17 protein-coding genes, 1 other RNA gene, 1 pseudogene and 1 riboswitch are annotated in these 15,872 nt (G+C 68.8%); of the genes and pseudogenes, 9 read left to right on the forward strand and 10 right to left on the reverse strand.

Annotated elements, in window-relative coordinates; translation table 11 throughout:
• Both DPV74_RS07680 and DPV74_RS07685 read left to right on the forward strand, forming a co-directional pair.
• Positions 1 to 270: pseudogene (locus DPV74_RS07680) on the forward strand (threonine-phosphate decarboxylase); the annotation flags it as partial.
• Positions 267 to 1,184 (forward strand): cobalamin-binding protein, encoded by a 918-nt coding sequence (locus tag DPV74_RS07685; RefSeq protein WP_119336905.1) that lies wholly within the window; start codon positions 267 to 269, stop codon positions 1,182 to 1,184. The pseudogene DPV74_RS07680 and the gene DPV74_RS07685, both read left to right, overlap by 4 nt.
• A gap of 92 nt (positions 1,185 to 1,276) precedes the next feature.
• Here the strand turns inward: DPV74_RS07685 and cobC are convergent, their stop codons facing one another.
• From cobC to DPV74_RS07710, 5 genes are read right to left on the reverse strand one after another with little or no spacing between them, the layout of a single operon-like run.
• A complete protein-coding gene (gene cobC, locus DPV74_RS07690; protein WP_119336906.1) occupies positions 1,277 to 1,861 on the reverse strand; it encodes an alpha-ribazole phosphatase in 585 nt (194 codons plus the stop codon).
• Positions 1,846 to 2,622: an adenosylcobinamide-GDP ribazoletransferase gene (locus DPV74_RS07695; RefSeq protein WP_042975792.1), complete on the reverse strand. Its 777-nt coding sequence runs from the start codon at positions 2,620 to 2,622 to the stop codon at positions 1,846 to 1,848. Before DPV74_RS07695 ends, cobC begins: the two co-directional genes overlap by 16 nt.
• A complete protein-coding gene (cobT, locus tag DPV74_RS07700) occupies positions 2,612 to 3,667 on the reverse strand; it encodes a nicotinate-nucleotide--dimethylbenzimidazole phosphoribosyltransferase (RefSeq protein ID WP_042975791.1) in 1,056 nt (351 codons plus the stop codon). The genes DPV74_RS07695 and cobT overlap by 11 nt, the downstream gene beginning before the upstream one ends.
• Positions 3,668 to 3,719: 52 nt before the next feature.
• Complete coding sequence (locus tag DPV74_RS07705) at positions 3,720 to 4,535, reverse strand: ABC transporter ATP-binding protein (RefSeq protein ID WP_059697713.1); 816 nt, start codon at positions 4,533 to 4,535, stop codon at positions 3,720 to 3,722.
• Positions 4,532 to 5,530 (reverse strand): iron ABC transporter permease, encoded by a 999-nt coding sequence (locus tag DPV74_RS07710; RefSeq protein ID WP_119336907.1) that lies wholly within the window; start codon positions 5,528 to 5,530, stop codon positions 4,532 to 4,534. The genes DPV74_RS07705 and DPV74_RS07710 overlap by 4 nt, the downstream gene beginning before the upstream one ends.
• A gap of 282 nt (positions 5,531 to 5,812) precedes the next feature.
• Positions 5,813 to 6,067, reverse strand: a riboswitch (cobalamin riboswitch).
• A 154-nt stretch (positions 6,068 to 6,221) separates the two neighbouring features.
• Between DPV74_RS07710 and DPV74_RS07715 the strand changes: the two genes are divergently transcribed.
• The 5 genes from DPV74_RS07715 to DPV74_RS07735 all read left to right on the forward strand — a co-directional run bounded on the left by DPV74_RS07715 (position 6,222) and on the right by DPV74_RS07735 (position 8,600).
• Complete coding sequence (locus tag DPV74_RS07715; protein ID WP_021160796.1) at positions 6,222 to 6,572, forward strand: hypothetical protein; 351 nt, start codon at positions 6,222 to 6,224, stop codon at positions 6,570 to 6,572.
• A complete protein-coding gene (locus tag DPV74_RS07720; RefSeq protein ID WP_011352906.1) occupies positions 6,569 to 6,883 on the forward strand; it encodes a cell division protein ZapA in 315 nt (104 codons plus the stop codon). Before DPV74_RS07715 ends, DPV74_RS07720 begins: the two co-directional genes overlap by 4 nt.
• Before the next feature lie 81 nt (positions 6,884 to 6,964).
• Positions 6,965 to 7,146, forward strand: a non-coding RNA gene (gene ssrS, locus DPV74_RS07725) — 6S RNA.
• A gap of 71 nt (positions 7,147 to 7,217) precedes the next feature.
• On the forward strand, positions 7,218 to 7,679 hold the full coding sequence (locus tag DPV74_RS07730) for an EVE domain-containing protein (RefSeq protein ID WP_021160795.1): 462 nt from the start codon (positions 7,218 to 7,220) through the stop codon (positions 7,677 to 7,679).
• Between the two features lie 180 nt (positions 7,680 to 7,859).
• Positions 7,860 to 8,600: an SIMPL domain-containing protein gene (locus tag DPV74_RS07735; RefSeq protein WP_048022579.1), complete on the forward strand. Its 741-nt coding sequence runs from the start codon at positions 7,860 to 7,862 to the stop codon at positions 8,598 to 8,600.
• Positions 8,601 to 8,710: 110 nt separating this feature from the next.
• On the opposite strand, the gene lgt is transcribed toward DPV74_RS07735, so the two are convergent.
• Together lgt and DPV74_RS07745 are read right to left on the reverse strand one after the other, a co-directional pair.
• On the reverse strand, positions 8,711 to 9,601 hold the full coding sequence (gene lgt, locus DPV74_RS07740; RefSeq protein ID WP_060359501.1) for a prolipoprotein diacylglyceryl transferase: 891 nt from the start codon (positions 9,599 to 9,601) through the stop codon (positions 8,711 to 8,713).
• Positions 9,602 to 9,690: 89 nt separating this feature from the next.
• Positions 9,691 to 10,605: a LysR substrate-binding domain-containing protein gene (locus DPV74_RS07745; RefSeq protein WP_060083232.1), complete on the reverse strand. Its 915-nt coding sequence runs from the start codon at positions 10,603 to 10,605 to the stop codon at positions 9,691 to 9,693.
• Positions 10,606 to 10,740: 135 nt separating this feature from the next.
• Between DPV74_RS07745 and ilvD the strand changes: the two genes are divergently transcribed.
• Positions 10,741 to 12,414 carry a dihydroxy-acid dehydratase gene (gene ilvD, locus DPV74_RS07750; protein WP_119336908.1) on the forward strand — a complete coding sequence of 558 codons (1,674 nt, stop codon included), beginning with the start codon at positions 10,741 to 10,743 and terminating at the stop codon, positions 12,412 to 12,414.
• Positions 12,415 to 12,541: 127 nt separating this feature from the next.
• Complete coding sequence (locus tag DPV74_RS07755; protein ID WP_027786715.1) at positions 12,542 to 12,868, forward strand: c-type cytochrome; 327 nt, start codon at positions 12,542 to 12,544, stop codon at positions 12,866 to 12,868.
• A 141-nt stretch (positions 12,869 to 13,009) separates the two neighbouring features.
• Here the strand turns inward: DPV74_RS07755 and DPV74_RS07760 are convergent, their stop codons facing one another.
• From DPV74_RS07760 to DPV74_RS07770, 3 genes are read right to left on the reverse strand one after another with little or no spacing between them, the layout of a single operon-like run.
• Positions 13,010 to 13,792: a DUF2486 family protein gene (locus DPV74_RS07760; protein WP_119336909.1), complete on the reverse strand. Its 783-nt coding sequence runs from the start codon at positions 13,790 to 13,792 to the stop codon at positions 13,010 to 13,012.
• Between the two features lie 25 nt (positions 13,793 to 13,817).
• Positions 13,818 to 14,234, reverse strand: a complete 417-nt coding sequence (locus DPV74_RS07765; RefSeq protein WP_021160787.1) for a DNA polymerase III subunit chi — start codon at positions 14,232 to 14,234, stop codon at positions 13,818 to 13,820.
• Between the two features lie 34 nt (positions 14,235 to 14,268).
• Positions 14,269 to 15,780, reverse strand: a complete 1,512-nt coding sequence (locus tag DPV74_RS07770; RefSeq protein ID WP_021160786.1) for a leucyl aminopeptidase — start codon at positions 15,778 to 15,780, stop codon at positions 14,269 to 14,271.
• Positions 15,781 to 15,872 lie beyond the last annotated feature (92 nt).

Genomic DNA, 15,872 nt, shown 5'->3' on the forward strand with positions numbered 1-15,872 from the left:
CGCGAGCGGCTCGCGGCCGACGGCGAGCGGCTCGCCGCACTGCTGCGCGCGCACGGCTTCGCGGCCCGCGCGACGCCGCTCTTCAGCTGGACCGACGACCCGCGGGCAGCGGCACTGCATGCGGCACTCGCGGCACGCGGGATCTGGACGCGGTACTTCCCGACTCCGTCGAGCGTACGCGTCGGCCTGCCGGGCAGCGAAGCCGAATGGCAGCGCCTCGGCGACGCACTCGCGCACTGCGTGCCGCTGCTGCAACGGGAATCCGCATGATTCCGCGCCTGTTGCGCCGGCTGACACCGGTCGCGATGCTGACCGCACTCGCTCATGCACCGCTCGTCCACGCCGACGTCACGACGCGCGACGACGCCGGCAACACCGTCACGCTGCCTGCACCCGCGCAGCGCGTGATCAGCCTCGCGCCGCACGCGACCGAGCTCGTCTACGCGGCCGGCGGCGGCGCGAAGCTCGTCGGCACGGTCACGTACAGCGACTATCCGCCCGCCGCGCAAGCGATACCGCGCGTCGGCGACAACAAGGCGCTCGACCTCGAGCGGATCGCCGCGCTGAAGCCCGACCTGATCGTCGTCTGGCGGCACGGCAACGCCGAGCGGCAGACCGACGCGCTGCGCGCATTGCATATCCCGCTGTTCTTCAGCGAACCGAAGCACCTCGACGACGTATCGTCGTCGCTGCGCCGGCTCGGCACGCTGCTCGGCACGCAACCGGCTGCCGATGCGGCCGCGGCCGCCTATACGCGCGACATCGCGGCGCTGCGCGCACGTTATGCGGCGCGGGCGCCCGTCACGATGTTCTTCCAGGTCTGGGACCGGCCGCTGATGACGCTCAATGGCGCGCACCTGATCAACGACGTGATCGAGCTGTGCGGCGGCCGCAACGTGTTCGCCTCGCTCAGGCCGCTCGTGCCGACCGTCACCGACGAGGCCGTGCTCGTGGCCAATCCGGAAGCGATCGTCACGACGAGCGCGGGTGCGTCGCGTACGGACGAACCGTTGCCGAGCCTCGCGCGCTGGCGCACGTGGCCCGCACTGACGGCGGTGGCGCGCAACAACCTGTTCGCGATCGACGGCGATCTGCTGACGCGGCCGTCGCCGCGGATCGCGCAGGGCGCGGCCGCGCTGTGCGAGGATCTCGAAGCCGCGCGTGGGCGGCGGCCGGCGCGCTGAGTTCCGGCGGCTTGAGCCCCCGTCGCGCACCTGTCGGTGTTTGAGACAGATCGACCGCGCGCCGCGTCGTCCAGATGCGGACGCCGGTGCGCCTATTCGTCCCAGTGCACCACTTCCCAGGTTCGCGTGGCGGCATCCGCACGCAGCCAGACGACACCACCGGGCGGCACCGGCCGCGACAACAGCGTATCGAGCGGCACGCACAGTACATGCGCCGCGAACACGCGGATCACGCCCGCATGCGTGACCGCCCATTGCGGCCGGTCGAACTGCGCGACGGCATCGGCCTGCCGGGCGACCCGGGCAGCGAATCGCGCGACGCTTTCGCCACCATGCGCGCACGCATGCATCAGGTCGGCCGCCCACGCATCGAGTGCCGCGCGATCGATATCGTCCCAGCGCCGCATTTCCCACGCGCCGAAATCCATTTCCTGCCAGTCCGCCTCGCGTTGCAGCGGCACGCCGCATGCCTGCGCGAGCCGCTCGGCAATGGACGCGCAGCGCGTCAGCGGGCTCGTCCAGACCTGTTCGGGAAGCGGCGCGCCGAGTACCGACAGATGCGCGCGCACGGCCTGGGCGCCGGCGTCGGCCGGCGCGGCGAGCGGCACGTCGCTGTGTCCGTAGCAGAGGCCCGGCTCGACACCGACGACCGGATGACGGATCAGGACGACGTCCATCCGAGCACCACGAGATAGATCGCCAGTTCGCACAGTTGTTGCGTGAAGCCGAGACAGTCGCCGGTATAACCGCCGATCCGCTTCACGAAATAGCGGGCTGCCCACGCGCGCACGAGCACGAGCGCCACGCAGGCGGCGACGCCCATGCGCCAGTCGGGCCAGAACAGCCACGGCAATCCGAACAGCGCGGCGACACACGCCGCGCGCGCCCCCATCCGTTGCGCGACCGGTTTCGCCTTGCCTTCGGGCCGCACGTAGTCGAGCGTCATCAGCAGGCTCACGGCCGCCGCGCGGCTCGCCGCGTGCGCGGCGATCATCGTCCATGCGGCACGCAACGGCAGCATCGACGCAAGCGCCTGCCATTTCACGCCGAGCGCGATCACGAGCGCGACCGCACCGAACGTGCCGATCCGCGAGTCGTGCATGATGCGCAGCACGTCGTCGCGCGTATAGCCGCCGCCGAACGCATCGCAGCTGTCGGCGAGGCCGTCCTCGTGGAAGGCCCCCGTTGCGAGCAACGTGGCGGCCATCGACAGCCCGACCGCGATCGACACGGGCAGCGCGCGCAGCGCGACCAGATACACGAGCGCGCCCCACGCGCCGACGCATGCGCCGACGAGCGGGAAATATCGCGCGGCCTGGTCGAGATCGCCGGCCGCGTAGCCGATCGCGCGCGGCACGGGCACGCGCGTGAAGTAGCCGAGCGCGACGAAGAAGTAGCGCAGTTCGGCCCGCACGCCGCGCGCGCGATCAGGCGTCACGATCGTCGACACCGGCGGATTCGAAGCTCGCCATTTCCGTGAGGAACGCAGCAGCCGCACGCACGAGCGGCAGCGCGAGCGCCGCGCCCGTGCCTTCGCCGAGCCGCAGGTCGAGCGCGAGCAGCGGTTTCGCGCCGAAATGCTCGAGCATGCGCCGGTGCCCGGCCTCGTGCGACGTATGCGAGAACACGCAGTAGTCGCGCACGCCGGGCGCGATGCGCTCGGCGACGAGCAATGCGGCCGTCGCGATGAAGCCGTCGACGAGGATCGTCATCCGTTCGCTCGCGGCCGCGAGATACGCGCCCGTCATCATCGCGATCTCGAAGCCGCCGAACGTCGCGAGCACGTCGAGCGGCGCAATCGCGTGCGAGTGCTTGACGAGCGCACGGCCGAGCACCGCGCGCTTGTGCGCGAGGCCCTGGTCGTCGAGGCCCGTGCCGCGCCCGACGCACGCGTCGATCGGCACGCCGAGCAGGCGGCTCATCAGGCACGCGGCCGACGACGTGTTCGCGATCCCCATCTCGCCGAAGCCAATCACGTTCGTGCCGAGCGACGCGTGCAGGCGCACGCGCGCCGCGCCGGCCGCGAGCGCCGTCATCGCCTCGTCGCGCGTCATCGCAGGTTCCGTCGCGAAGTTGCGCGTGCCGCGCGCGACCGGCAGCGACACCAGGCGGTCGGACAGCGGCAGCGGCGACGCGACGCCCGCATCGACGATCTCGAGCGTGCTCTGCGCGACGCCCGAGAACGCGTTGATTGCCGCGCCGCCGGCGAGGAAGTTCGCGACCATCTGCGCGGTCACCGCTTGCGGATAGGGGCTCACGCCTTCGGCGGCAATCCCGTGATCGCCGGCGAACACGATCATCACGGGACGCTGCACGACCGGCCGCTCGGTGTGCTGGATCAGGCCGACCTGCAGCGCGACCGCCTCGAGCTGGCCGAGGCTGCCGGGCGGCTTGGTCTTGTGGTCGATCACATGCTGCAGGCGCTTGCGCAGCACGTCGTCGAGCGGTGCGATCGCGGGCGGGAAGTGGGTCGGGGTCGTCATCGGGAAACCGTGTCGTGGGCGCGGGATGCACCGCGCATCGGAAAAGGAAACGTCATTGTCGCTCGGGCCACGCCGGCAGCAGCGCATCGCGGCCGTTCTCGCGGATCAGCACGAGCGGATAACCGAACGCGTCGCTCGCGCGCTCGGGCGTCAGCACGTCGTGCACGGGGCCGGCCCACGCGTGGCCACGGCCGTCGAGCAACAGCGCATGCGTCGCGAAACGCCGCGCGAGGTTCAGATCATGGCACGAGAACAGCACCGCGCGCGGGCCCGCGTCGAGCCAGGCGGCCAGCGCGGTCAGGCAATCGATCTGGTGATGGAGGTCGAGATGCGCGAGCGGTTCGTCGAGCAGCATCAACGGCGCGTCCTGGCACAGCGTCGCGGCCAGCGCGACGCGCTGCCGCTCGCCGCCCGACAGCGACAGCACGTCGCGCGACGCAAGCGCGGTCAGGTCGAAGGTCGCCAGCGCGTCGCGCGCGGCCGCGCGGTCGCCGTCACGCTCCCAGCCCCAGCCGCCGAGATACGGAAAGCGGTTGAGCAAGACCGTATCGAACACGGTCGCGCTGAATGCGTCGTGCAGTTGCTGCGGCATCAGCGCGCGGCGCTGCGCGAGCTGCGCGGGCGGCCATGCGGAAAGCGGCCGGCCGTCGATCTCGACGTGTCCGCCGGCCGGCGGCTGCAGCCCCGCGAGGGTCGCCAGCAGCGTCGTCTTGCCCGCGCCGTTCGGCCCGGCGACGCACCAGATCTCGCCCGGACGGAACGCCTGCGTGAAGCCGTCGAGCAGCGTGCGCGCGCCAGCCTTCAGCGTCAGGCCGACGGCCGCGCAGCTCATCTCGTCGCCGGTGGCGCGCAATGCGGCACGGGTCATCGCATCGGCCTCCTGAGCAACATCCACAGGAACACCGGCACGCCGATCAACGCGGTCATCACGCCGACCGGCAGTTGCGCGGGCGCGATCGCGGTGCGTGCGAGCAGGTCGGCGGCCATCACGCCACCGCCGCCCGCGAGCATCGCGGCCGGCAGCAACATCCGCTGGTCGTTGCCGAATGCGAGCCGCAGCGCGTGCGGCACGACGAGGCCGACGAAGCCGATCGTGCCGGCGGTCGTCACTGCGGCCGCGGCGGCCAGCGACGCGACGAGATAGATCCGCACACGCAGGCGCGCGACGGGCACGCCGAGCGCGAGCGCCGTCGCATCGCCGCGCAGCAGCACGTTCAGTTGCGGCGCGGCCGGCAGTGCGATGCACGCGGCCAGCAGCAGCGCGCCCCACGCGAACCACGGTGCGCTCACGCCGTTCAGGTCGCCCGTCAGCCAGAAGATGATGCCGCGCAGCCGCGCATCGGGCGCGAGCGACAGCAGCAGCGTGACGAGCGCGCCCCACCCCGCCGCGATCACGACGCCCGTGAGCAGCAGCCGCGGCGACGCATCGCGCGCCTCGCCGCGCCCCAGCTCGCGGCGCGCGAGTCCGAGCACGAGCGCGACCGACACGAGCGAGCCGGCGAACGCCGACACATCGACGAGCCACCATGCGCCGCCCGCGATCATCGCGACGAGCGCGAAGCCGGCCGCGCCGCCGGACACGCCGAGCACGTACGGATCGGCGAGCGGGTTGCGCAGCAACACCTGCAACAACGAGCCGGCCAGCGCGAGCAGCGCACCGCACGCGAAGCCCGCGAGCGCGCGCGGCAGGCGCAGCGTGCGGACGATGTCGGCGAACAGCGCGTCGCCGCCATGCGGCACGAGCGACGCGAGCGCCTGCCACGGCGACATCGGCACGCTGCCGATCGACAGCGACGCGACGAACAGCAACGCGACCGCCGCGGCCAATGCGGCCCAGATCGCGGTGGCGCGCGCGGCGCTCATGCGGCCCTCCGCGCGACGGACGACACTGCGCGCATCGGTGCGCTACCGCTGCGGGCCGGGCGCGACATCGGCGCAGTGCAGCGTGTTGCAGGCATACCCAAGCTCGTGATCCTTGCGGTCAGGTGGTCGACGCGCGCGGCGACCTTCCGGTGGTCGCCCGGTTCGAGAACGTCAACAAGATGGCAGAAATCGGCGCCGCCGACGATTGGGGTCAGCATCGAAGATCAATCCCGTGAAGCACTGCGCGCCCCGCTTCCCCGCAGGCCGCGCGTCACGAAGCCCGTGCGGGCTCCCCGCCTCGGCCGGTATCCGGGCTGGCGGCGGTCCGGCTCGCCTTCCCGCGCGAAGACGCGCAGTGGCCCGCGTCCGCATGCGAAACGTGCATGCGGAACGCGCCCGAGCCGGCCTGCGTCATGCAACGCGGCCGCTTACCGTTGCGGGGGCAGCGCAGGTTGGCGGCGTCCTGGCGGAGCCCGCGCCCTGCTTCCCGTTTAACCGCGCGTTGCACGCGCGAGCACCGAGGCGGCGCCAGTTTAGGAGCGGGTCGCACGAGCGTCAAGGAAGCATCCGGACACGCACGTGACGCGCCGATTCGCGGCAAGAAGCAGGGGTGTTACGACTGGAAACGTTACAGATGTCGGTTTGCGCGTTATTCCGCGCTAAAATGCTGGGTCTTTAGAGGACGCAGCAAATGCTCAACGAACTCGAAACCCTATCTCAAAATATTGGCCGTCTGATTTCGCTGAACAAGCGCTATCACTCGGAACGGCTCGCGCTCGAGGAGCAGGTCGCGCAATTGCGCGCGGACGCGGACACGGTCCGCGCGGAACTCGCGCAACTGCGCGACGAACGCAATGCGCTCGCGGCCGAGCGCGACACGCTGTCGGCAAAGATCGACGACGCCCAGGTGAAACTGAACGCGATTCTCGAAAAGCTGCCGCGCTCGAAAAGTGCGGAGCAAGCCGACAACCAGCTCGACCTGCTGGATGCGCAGGCGCGTACGGATGGCGATGACGCGGCCAGCCACGGAGAACATGCATGAGCACCAAGCAGATCGAAGTCTCGATTCTCGGTCAGGCCTATCGGCTCGCCTGCTCGGCCGAGACCGAAGCGGCACTGCTCGAAGCGGTCGCGCGCGTCGACGCCGAAATGTCGAAAATCCGCTCGAACAGCTCGGTACGCGGCACCGATCGCATCGCCGTGATGGCGGCGCTGTCGCTCGCTTCCGAATTGCTGCGGCTGCAAACGAGCGTGCGGCACGGTGAAGCATTTCCGGCGGAGGAAATCCGTCGTACAATGCACCAGATGAACGAACAGCTCGGCGCGGTGCTCGCACAGCACGAGACGCAGTAACGTTTTAATCGATGCGTCGATTCCCCTTGATCTCGGCGATCAACGGTGGTCAAATTGGCGCATCGAATCACAGTTCAGTCAGCTTCCCTGCCTGGTTCGCCAAGGTCATATATTCCTTGAACCAATGCCATGTGCACGGTTGCGGAAATTTGTAGCACGGGCGCGCGCGTCACTCTGTCTGATGTACCCGAAGTGCTGCTAACTGCGACCAATTCTGAACCTCAGGTTCAGGATGCCGGCCTAGCGGCCAAGGCGGGGGCCTATCCAACGGCATCGGGCGAAGCCCGGTGCCGTTTTCTTTTGTAGCAGCCTCTTTCTGCGTCGATCACGATCCATGCAATACTGGCTGATGAAGTCCGAACCGGACGAAGCAAGCATCGACGATCTCGCCAACGCACCGCAGCGCTCGCTGCCGTGGACCGGCGTGCGCAATTATCAGGCGCGCAATTTCATGCGCGACACGATGAAGATCGGCGACGGCGTGCTGTTCTATCACTCGAGCTGCCCCGAGCCGGGCATCGCGGGCCTCGCCGAAGTGTCGTCGACGCCCTACCCCGACCCCACGCAGTTCGATCCGAAAAGCCCCTATTACGATCCGAAGTCGACCCGGGAAGCGCCGCGCTGGCTGCTCGTCGACGTGCGCTACGTGAAAAAATCGCCGCTCGTGCCGCTCGCCGCGCTGCGCGAACACGACGAACTCGCCGACATGCGCGTGCTCGCACGCGGCAACCGGCTGTCGATCACGCCCGTCACGCGCGCCGAATGGCGGTTCATCACCGAAAAGCTGATGAAGTAGGCGCACGCCAAACGTCAAATCTGGTCAGTACGCGCCGCCGCCACGGAACTCGCGGCACTTTCGCGCGGCCTAAGCAACCGCTGCCGGCCGATCGAGCCGGCCGTCGTTTTTTCGTCGCGCGGTACGCCCGCGTCGCGCACGCGTGATCCGCGTGCGCGCCCTCGCACAAGGAGTCCAACAATGACCAAGAAATCCGCACTCGCGCTGTCGCTCGCCCTTGCCGCCGCCGTTCCCGTCGCGCTGACGCTCGCGTCACCCGCCGCGCACGCGCAGGCCGCGAACCCGCACTTTCCGGAGCCGGCAGGCGTGCTGTCGCTGTCGTCGCAAGCCAGCGCCGACGTGCCGCAGGACATCATCCACATCACGCTGTTCTACGAGCAGCAGGCCAAGGATCCGGGCAGCCTCACCGCGCAGTTGAACCAGCGCGCCGACGCCGCCCTGTCGCAAGCGAAAAGCGTATCGGGCGTCACGGCACACACGGGCGCATTCTCCGTCTATCCGAGCACCGATCGCGACGGCAAGATTTCCGCATGGCGCGGCCGCACCGAGGTCGCGCTCGAATCGCGCGATTTCGCCGCGGCGTCGAAGCTGGCAGGCCAGTTGTCGAACCTGATGCAGGTCGCGAACGTCGAGTTCTCGCTGTCGCCCGAAGCGCAGCGCGCAGCCGAGCAGAAGCTGACGACCGAAGCGATCAAGTCGTTCCGCGCCCGCGCGGACGAAGCCGCGAAGGCATTCGGCTACAGCAGCTACACGATCCGCGACGTGAACGTCGGCGGCGGCCGCAACGTGCAGCCGTATCCGCGCATGATGGCGATGGCCGCAGCACCGATGGACAGCGCAAAGATGAGCGCACCGATCGCAGTCGAAGGCGGCAAGGCCACCGTGTCGGTCACCGTCAACGGTTCCGTGCAGATGAAGTAACGCGCAGCGCGCGGCAGTCCGAAATGAAAAACGCCGGCCTTCGAGCCGGCGTTTTTCATTTCAATGCGTGGGCCGATGCACGCGCCGATCGCGCGTGCATCGCCATCACATCACGCAACGGCATTCGCCGCGCGGCGGCGATACGCCCAGACCATCAACGCGATGCCCGCGATGATCATCGGCAGCGACAGCCACTGCCCCATCGACAGGCCGAGCGCGAGCAAGCCGAGGAAGTCGTCGGGCTCGCGCGCGAACTCCACCGTGAAGCGCGCGAGGCCGTAGCCGATCAGGAACAGCGCGGACACGGCGCCCATCGGCCGCGACTTGCGCGCGAAGAGGAACAGCGCGAAGAACAGCACGATGCCTTCGAGCGCAATTTCATAGAGCTGCGAAGGATGACGCGGCAGCATCTGGTATTGCATGAACACGTCGGCGAGATGCCACTTCTCGACGAGTTCCGGATGCTTCGGCAACCATGCCGCATCGTCACGCATCGCGCCCGGGAACAGCATCGCCCACGGTGCGGACGGATCGGTCACGCGGCCCCACAGTTCACCGTTGATGAAGTTGCCTAGCCGCCCGGCCGCGAGCCCCGTCGGCACCATCGGCGCGACGAAATCGGTGACCTGCAGCCAATGGCGCTTGCGCTGCCACGCGAACAGCGCCATCGCGAGCGTCACGCCGAGGAAGCCGCCGTGAAACGACATGCCGCCCTCCCACACCTTGAACACGTCGAGCGGATGCGAGAAGTAGAAATCGGCCTTGTAGAACAGCACGTAGCCGAGGCGGCCGCCGAGCACGGTGCCGAGCACGCCGTAGAACATCATGTCGTCGATGTCCTTCACGGTCCAGCCCTGCGCCGCGACGTGCGGCAGCTTCAGGCGGATCCGGCCGACGACGATCGCCGCGATGAAGCCGACGAGATACATGAGCCCGTACCAGCGCACGGCCAGCGGCCCGAGATGAATCGCAACGGGGTCGAAATTCGGGTGAATGATCATGGGTTAGCGAAGAAGTTTTCGAATGCGGTGCGGCCGTCGCACACGCGCAGCACCGCGCGTTGGACGGCACCGGCGCGCCATCGTTCACGTCACGGGGCGAGCCCCTGCGCGCGCACGACGTCGAGGAAGCCGGCCAGCACGGGGCTCACGTCGCCGGTACGCCACACGAGGCCCGTCTCGACGACCGGCGCGTGACCGGCGAGCGGCCGGTAGACCACGCCGGTGCGCCGCAGGTTACGCAGCGATTGCGGCACCAGTGCGACGCCCATGCCGGCCGACACGAGGCTGACGATCGTCTGCATCTGGATCGCCTCCTGGCCGATGCACGGGGTTTCCCCCGCCGCGCCGTAGCAGCCCGTAATGATGTCATAAAAGCCGGGCGCCAAACGACGCGGAAAGATCACGAGCGGCAACGCGGCGACTTCCGCGAGATGGACGGGCTCGTCTTCAGGCGCGTCGCTCGCGGCCGCCGGCATCGCGATCACCAGCGGCTCGCGCAGGACGGGCAGGTACGACAGCCCGGCCGCGTGGCGCGGCGGCACGGGCGGAATGACGAGCCCCGCGTCGATGCGGCCGGCGACGAGTTCGTCGATCTGCACGTCGCTCGTCGCCTCCGCGAGTTGCAGGCGCACCTGCGGATAACGCGCGCCGAACGCTCGCAGCAGCGAAGGCAGCAGCCCGTAATCGGCGGTCGACACGAACGCGAGCGACAACGAGCCGGCCTCGCCGCGCGCGAGCCGTCGCGCCAGCGGCGGCAACGCATCGGCCGACGCAAGCAGCCGGCGCACATCGGGCAACAGCGCGGCCCCGACCGCCGTCAGCGCCACCGAACGCTTGCTGCGCACGAACAGCGCGACGCCGAGCGTGTCCTCGAGCGCGCGGATCGCCTGCGACAGCGGCGGCTGCGTCATCGACAGGCGTTCGGCCGCGCGGCCGAAATGGCGCTCGTCCGCGACGGTCGCGAAATAGCGCCACTGGCGCAGGTCGGGAGTCGGATCAGCCATGCGTCTTTCATTCAGGAAACGACCTAATAGGCGACAAATAATATATTGGACATCCCAATCCGGAAACTCCATGCTTGACTGATCCGAACCGGCGCGCCGTTCACCGGCGCCGCCCAGACAACGATGGAGTCCCCCATGGCTTACAACCGCCGCTCGAGGCACATCACGCAAGGCGTGGCCCGATCGCCGAATCGCTCGATGTATTACGCGCTCGGTTACCAGAAGGACGATTTCGACAAGCCGATGATCGGCATCGCGAACGGCCATTCGACGATCACGCCGTGCAATTCGGGCCTGCAGCGCCTGTCGGATGCAGCCGTCGCGGCCGTGAAGGCATCCGATGCGAACCCGCAGATCTTCGGCACGCCGACGATTTCGGACGGCATGTCGATGGGCACCGAAGGCATGAAGTACTCGCTCGTGTCGCGCGAGGTGATCGCCGACTGCATCGAGACCTGCGTGCAGGGGCAATGGATGGATGGCGTGGTTGTCGTCGGCGGCTGCGACAAGAACATGCCGGGCGGGATGATCGCGCTCGCGCGCCTGAACGTGCCGGGCATCTACGTGTACGGCGGCACGATCCGCCCCGGCAACTGGAAAGGCCGGGACCTGACGATCGTCTCGTCGTTCGAGGCCGTCGGCGAATTCACCGCGGGCCGGATGTCGCTGGAGGATTTCGAAGGGGTCGAGCAGAACGCATGCCCGACGTCGGGTTCGTGCGGCGGGATGTACACCGCGAACACGATGAGTTCGTCGTTCGAGGCGCTCGGGATGTCGCTGCTGTACTCGTCGACGATGGCCAACCCCGACCAGGAGAAGGTCGATTCGGCCGCCGAGTCGGCGCGCGTGCTGGTCGAGGCCGTGAAGCGCGACCTGAAGCCGCGCGACATCATCACGAAGGAATCGATCGAGAACGCGGTGTCGGTGATCATGGCGACGGGCGGTTCGACCAATGCCGTGCTGCACTATCTCGCGATCGCGCACGCGGCCGAGGTCGACTGGACGATCGACGACTTCGAGCGCATCCGCAAGCGCGTGCCCGTGATCTGCGACCTCAAGCCGTCGGGGAAGTACGTCGCGACCGACCTGCACCGGGCCGGCGGGATTCCGCAGGTGCTGAAGATCCTGCTCGACGCGGGGCTGCTGCACGGCGACTGCATGACGATCACCGGCCGCACGATCGCCGACGAACTGAAGGACGTGCCCACCGTGCCGCGCGCGGACCAGGACGTGATCTTCCCGATCGACCGCGCGCTGTACAAGGAAGGCCACCTTGCGATCCTGAAAGGCAATCTCGCGGAAGACGGCGCGGTCGCGAAGATCACCGGCCTGAAGAACCCCGTGATCACGGGCCCGGCGCGCGTGTTCGACGACGAGCAGAGCGCGATGGATGCGATTCTCGGCGACCGGATCCACGCAGGCGACATCCTCGTGCTGCGTTATCTCGGCCCGAAGGGTGGCCCCGGCATGCCCGAAATGCTCGCACCGACGTCCGCGATCATCGGCAAGGGGCTCGGCGAATCGGTCGGCTTCATCACCGACGGCCGCTTCTCGGGCGGCACCTGGGGCATGGTGGTCGGCCATGTCGCACCCGAGGCGTTCGTCGGCGGCACGATCGCGCTCGTGCAGGAAGGCGACTCGATCACGATCGACGCGCACCGGCTGCTGCTGCAGTTGAACGTGGAGGACGCGGAACTCGCGCGCCGCCGCGCCGCGTGGCAACAGCCGGCACCGCGCTACACGCGTGGCGTGCTCGCGAAATTCGCGGCCCTCGCCCGGCCCGCGAACCAGGGTGCCGTCACGGGTTGACACGGGTGCATCGCCGCATGCGACCCCGTTAAGCAGGGCCGCCGGGGGAACGCGCAAAACGCGCTTTCCCTTTGCTTTTATAATGCGCGGGTCATGAAGCCGGCCGTCCCCGCCGGCGGAGAACCGCATGAAACACTCGATATTGCGCGTCCTGCTCGCCACGCTGCTGATCGGCAGCGGGGCGGCGGCGCGCGCCGACCAGGCCGACGGGCTCGCGCTTGCCCAGCGCAAGAACTGCATGGCCTGCCACGCGATCGGCAAACCGCTGATGGGCCCGTCGTTCCGCGACATCGCCGGCAAGTATGCGGCGCGCGGCGACGCCGTCGATTACCTCGCCCAATCGATCGTGAAAGGCAGCGTCGGTGTATGGGGCAGTGTGCCGATGCCCGCCAATACGCAACTGACGAGCGCCGAAGCCCACACGCTCGCGCAATGGGCGCTGTCGGTGCGCTGATCCGGGCGCAACGGGCGGAAACCGCCGTCGCGCGGGGTTCCGCCGGCAGGTGGGCCCGCCGAGGCTGATCCGCACCTCGCCGGCCGCTTGGCCGGCCCTTACTGGAATCGCACCCTGTTTTTCACCTGAACGGTCGCGCACTCAACCGGCATGACCGGCGCGGCGGCGTGCGATTTCTTCGTCGACCGCGTCGCGAACCCAGTCCATCACCTCGGTTTCCAGCGCCAGCGCCACTTCGCGCGTGATCTGGCCGACCAGCCAGGCCGAATGCTCATGCAGCGCGTCGCGACAACGGGCCTCGATGGCGTCGCGCCCTTCCCCGGTCAGATAGTTCGTCAGGCGATTGCGCAGGCGCTCGGCGATGTGCTGGGCATCTTCCTGCGTCAGCCCGGCCACGGCCTGCGCATCCTGCTGCGGCGCGGCGGCCGCTGCGGCCACTGCGGCGGCCTCCGGCATGTGCGCTTCACGCGCGTGCCCGACAGCCTCACGCGCCACCGCGGCGAACGCATGCGGCAGCACATCGTCGTCGGCCAGCGACGAGCGCAGCGGCGCACTCATCGCCGCCGAGTCTTCGGCAACCACGTGTTCCGCGGCGCCGGGCTCCGCCGGCGCATCGGTCTCGCCGAGCGCGGCGGCGGCGACAGTCGCAGTCTCCACCGCCTCGTCTCCCGGCAGTTCGACCGCCGGCACGTGCGGCGTCGGCACGGGTTCGACCACGACGGAATCGGGGTCGAGTGCGTCGGGCATGGAATCGGCCGGCGCCGCACCCGTGGTGCGTGGCGCGACCACGTCGGTCAGCACCGGAATCGCCGCGCCGGCGGGCGGCTGCGGAGCGTCGGGCGCGGGCGCGCGCGCCGGCACCGGCTTGCCCGGCACCAGCACGTCGGTCAGCGTCGGGATCGAGGATGAATCGGCTTCTGTCACGGGAACACTCCGTCGACGGTTGCGGCTAGCTGCCCTGCTTGTAGTTGTTCAGCGCGTATCCGCGGTCGCGGTAGAACCGGTAGCGGTCGCGGCCCGCGGCCAGTTCGTCAGGCGCGTTGCCGACCACTTCGAGCAGGCGCTCGAAGCGGGCGAACTGCGCGGGCACGGCCGCGCCGAGGTTCAGCAGCACGTGATGATGCGGTGCGCGGTCGAGATCCGCGGCCAGCACGATCGGCGTTCCGGCTGCGTGCTCGCTGTCGACACCGCAATGCGGGATGAAATCGAGCGGCGAGAACGTCCAGAGCCGCTCGTCGAGCGCGCGCAGGCGCGCGGGCTCGGCGAGCACGACGACCGGCTGCCCGGCCTGGTAGGCCTTGCGCAGCAGCCGGCACGCGTATGCGAGCGAATCGCCGACGTTCGAGTGGAAATCGATCCGCGTCATTGCCCGCCTACCCGCAGCGTCGTCAACACCGCCATCACTGGCCGGCGCGGTCGATCAGGAACTGCGCGAGCAACGGCACCGGACGGCCCGTCGCCCCCTTCGCCGCACCGCCCTTCCACGCGGTGCCTGCGATGTCGAGGTGGGCCCACGGATAGCTGTCGGTGAAGCGCGACAGGAAGCACGCGGCGGTCACGGCGCCGGCCGGGCGCCCGCCGATGTTCGCGAGATCCGCGAAGTTCGACTTCAGCTGATCCTGGTACTCGTCGTCGAGCGGCATGCGCCATGCCGGGTCGTTCGCCTCGCGCGACGCGTCGAGCAGTTCGCCCGCAAGCGCGTCGTTCGTCGAGAACAGGCCGCTGTTGTGGCCGCCCAGCGCGATCACGCACGCGCCCGTCAGCGTTGCGACGTCGATCACGGCGGCCGGCTTGAAGCGCTCGGCATACGTGAGCGCGTCGCACAGGATCAGGCGCCCTTCGGCGTCGGTGTTCAGCACCTCGATCGTCAGGCCCTTCATGCTGGTGACGATGTCGCCCGGCTTCGTCGCGTTGCCGCCCGGCATGTTCTCGCAGGTCGGCACGATCGCGACGACGTTGATCTTCAGGCCCATCTCGGCGACCGCACGCATCGTACCGAGCACCGAACCGGCGCCGCACATGTCGTACTTCATCTCGTCCATGCCTTCGCCCGGCTTCAGCGAGATGCCGCCCGTGTCGAACGTGATGCCCTTGCCGACCAGCACGACCGGCGCGGCCTTCGCGGCGGCGCCCTGGTAGTGCAGCACGATGAACTGCGGCGGCTCGACCGACGCGCGCGCGACCGACAGGAACGAACCCATCTTCAGCGCCTGGATCTGCTTGAGCCCGAGCACTTCCGCCTTCAGGCCCCAATCCTTCGCGATCTTCTTCGCGGTGTTGCCGAGGTAGGTCGGCGTGCAGACGTTACCCGGCAGGTTGCCGAGGTCGCGGGTGAGATCCATCCCGTTCGCAAGCGCGACGGCCTGCTTGACCGCGACCTTCGCGGCCTTTTCGTCGGACGGATCGACGCTGAACACGACGCGCTTGAGCGTGTGCGACGCCGGTTCCGGCTTGCTCTTCATCTGCGTGAAGCGGTAGGTCTCGTTGCGCAGCGCGAGAATCGCCGCGCGCACGCCCCAGTCGGAGCTGCGCTCGTCGACCGGCAGTTGCGCGAGCGTGAACGTGACCTGGACGACCTTGGTCGCCAGCAGCGCGCGCCACGCGGCCGTCGCTGCGTCGTTATAGGCTTTCTGGTTGAAAGCATCCTGCTTGCCGAGGCCGACGAGCAGCACGCGCGACGCGCCGATGCCCGACACTTCGTGCAGGAACAGCGTCTTGCCGCGCTTGCCGTCCATGTCGCCGGCCTTCACCACGCGCGAAATCAGTCCCTTGGTGGCCGTGTCGATGTCGAGCGCCGCGCCCGAGAGGGTCTGCGCCTCGAAGATGCCGAGCACGATGCAATCGGACTTCCCGGTCAGGAACCCCTTCGCCTCGCCTTTGCTCCAATCACAGCCTTTTATGCTAAAGTCCATCGCGCTTGTCCTCGGATAAAATCTGGGCTAAGGATGAAAGCCGCAATTATCCGCTATTTTTCCCGTGGCGGCGCGAGCGCTCCGCTACGCGT

Source organism: Burkholderia sp. HAN2018 (assembly GCF_024704855.1).
Taxonomy (GTDB): Bacteria; Pseudomonadota; Gammaproteobacteria; order Burkholderiales; family Burkholderiaceae; genus Burkholderia; species Burkholderia cepacia.

What these genes read in the sequence shown, in the direction of transcription:
- DPV74_RS07685 (WP_119336905.1), top strand. Translation starts at nt 267, where the DNA reads ATGATTCCGCGCCTGTTGCGCCGGCTGACACCGGTCGCGATGCTGACC.
- cobC (WP_119336906.1), bottom strand. Translation starts at nt 1,861, where the DNA reads ATGGACGTCGTCCTGATCCGTCATCCGGTCGTCGGTGTCGAGCCGGGC.
- cobT (WP_042975791.1), bottom strand. Translation starts at nt 3,667, where the DNA reads ATGACGACCCCGACCCACTTCCCGCCCGCGATCGCACCGCTCGACGAC.
- DPV74_RS07705 (WP_059697713.1), bottom strand. Translation starts at nt 4,535, where the DNA reads ATGACCCGTGCCGCATTGCGCGCCACCGGCGACGAGATGAGCTGCGCG.
- DPV74_RS07710 (WP_119336907.1), bottom strand. Translation starts at nt 5,530, where the DNA reads ATGAGCGCCGCGCGCGCCACCGCGATCTGGGCCGCATTGGCCGCGGCG.
- DPV74_RS07715 (WP_021160796.1), top strand. Translation starts at nt 6,222, where the DNA reads ATGCTCAACGAACTCGAAACCCTATCTCAAAATATTGGCCGTCTGATT.
- DPV74_RS07720 (WP_011352906.1), top strand. Translation starts at nt 6,569, where the DNA reads ATGAGCACCAAGCAGATCGAAGTCTCGATTCTCGGTCAGGCCTATCGG.
- DPV74_RS07730 (WP_021160795.1), top strand. Translation starts at nt 7,218, where the DNA reads ATGCAATACTGGCTGATGAAGTCCGAACCGGACGAAGCAAGCATCGAC.
- DPV74_RS07735 (WP_048022579.1), top strand. Translation starts at nt 7,860, where the DNA reads ATGACCAAGAAATCCGCACTCGCGCTGTCGCTCGCCCTTGCCGCCGCC.
- lgt (WP_060359501.1), bottom strand. Translation starts at nt 9,601, where the DNA reads ATGATCATTCACCCGAATTTCGACCCCGTTGCGATTCATCTCGGGCCG.
- DPV74_RS07745 (WP_060083232.1), bottom strand. Translation starts at nt 10,605, where the DNA reads ATGGCTGATCCGACTCCCGACCTGCGCCAGTGGCGCTATTTCGCGACC.
- ilvD (WP_119336908.1), top strand. Translation starts at nt 10,741, where the DNA reads ATGGCTTACAACCGCCGCTCGAGGCACATCACGCAAGGCGTGGCCCGA.
- DPV74_RS07755 (WP_027786715.1), top strand. Translation starts at nt 12,542, where the DNA reads ATGAAACACTCGATATTGCGCGTCCTGCTCGCCACGCTGCTGATCGGC.
- DPV74_RS07765 (WP_021160787.1), bottom strand. Translation starts at nt 14,234, where the DNA reads ATGACGCGGATCGATTTCCACTCGAACGTCGGCGATTCGCTCGCATAC.
- DPV74_RS07770 (WP_021160786.1), bottom strand. Translation starts at nt 15,780, where the DNA reads ATGGACTTTAGCATAAAAGGCTGTGATTGGAGCAAAGGCGAGGCGAAG.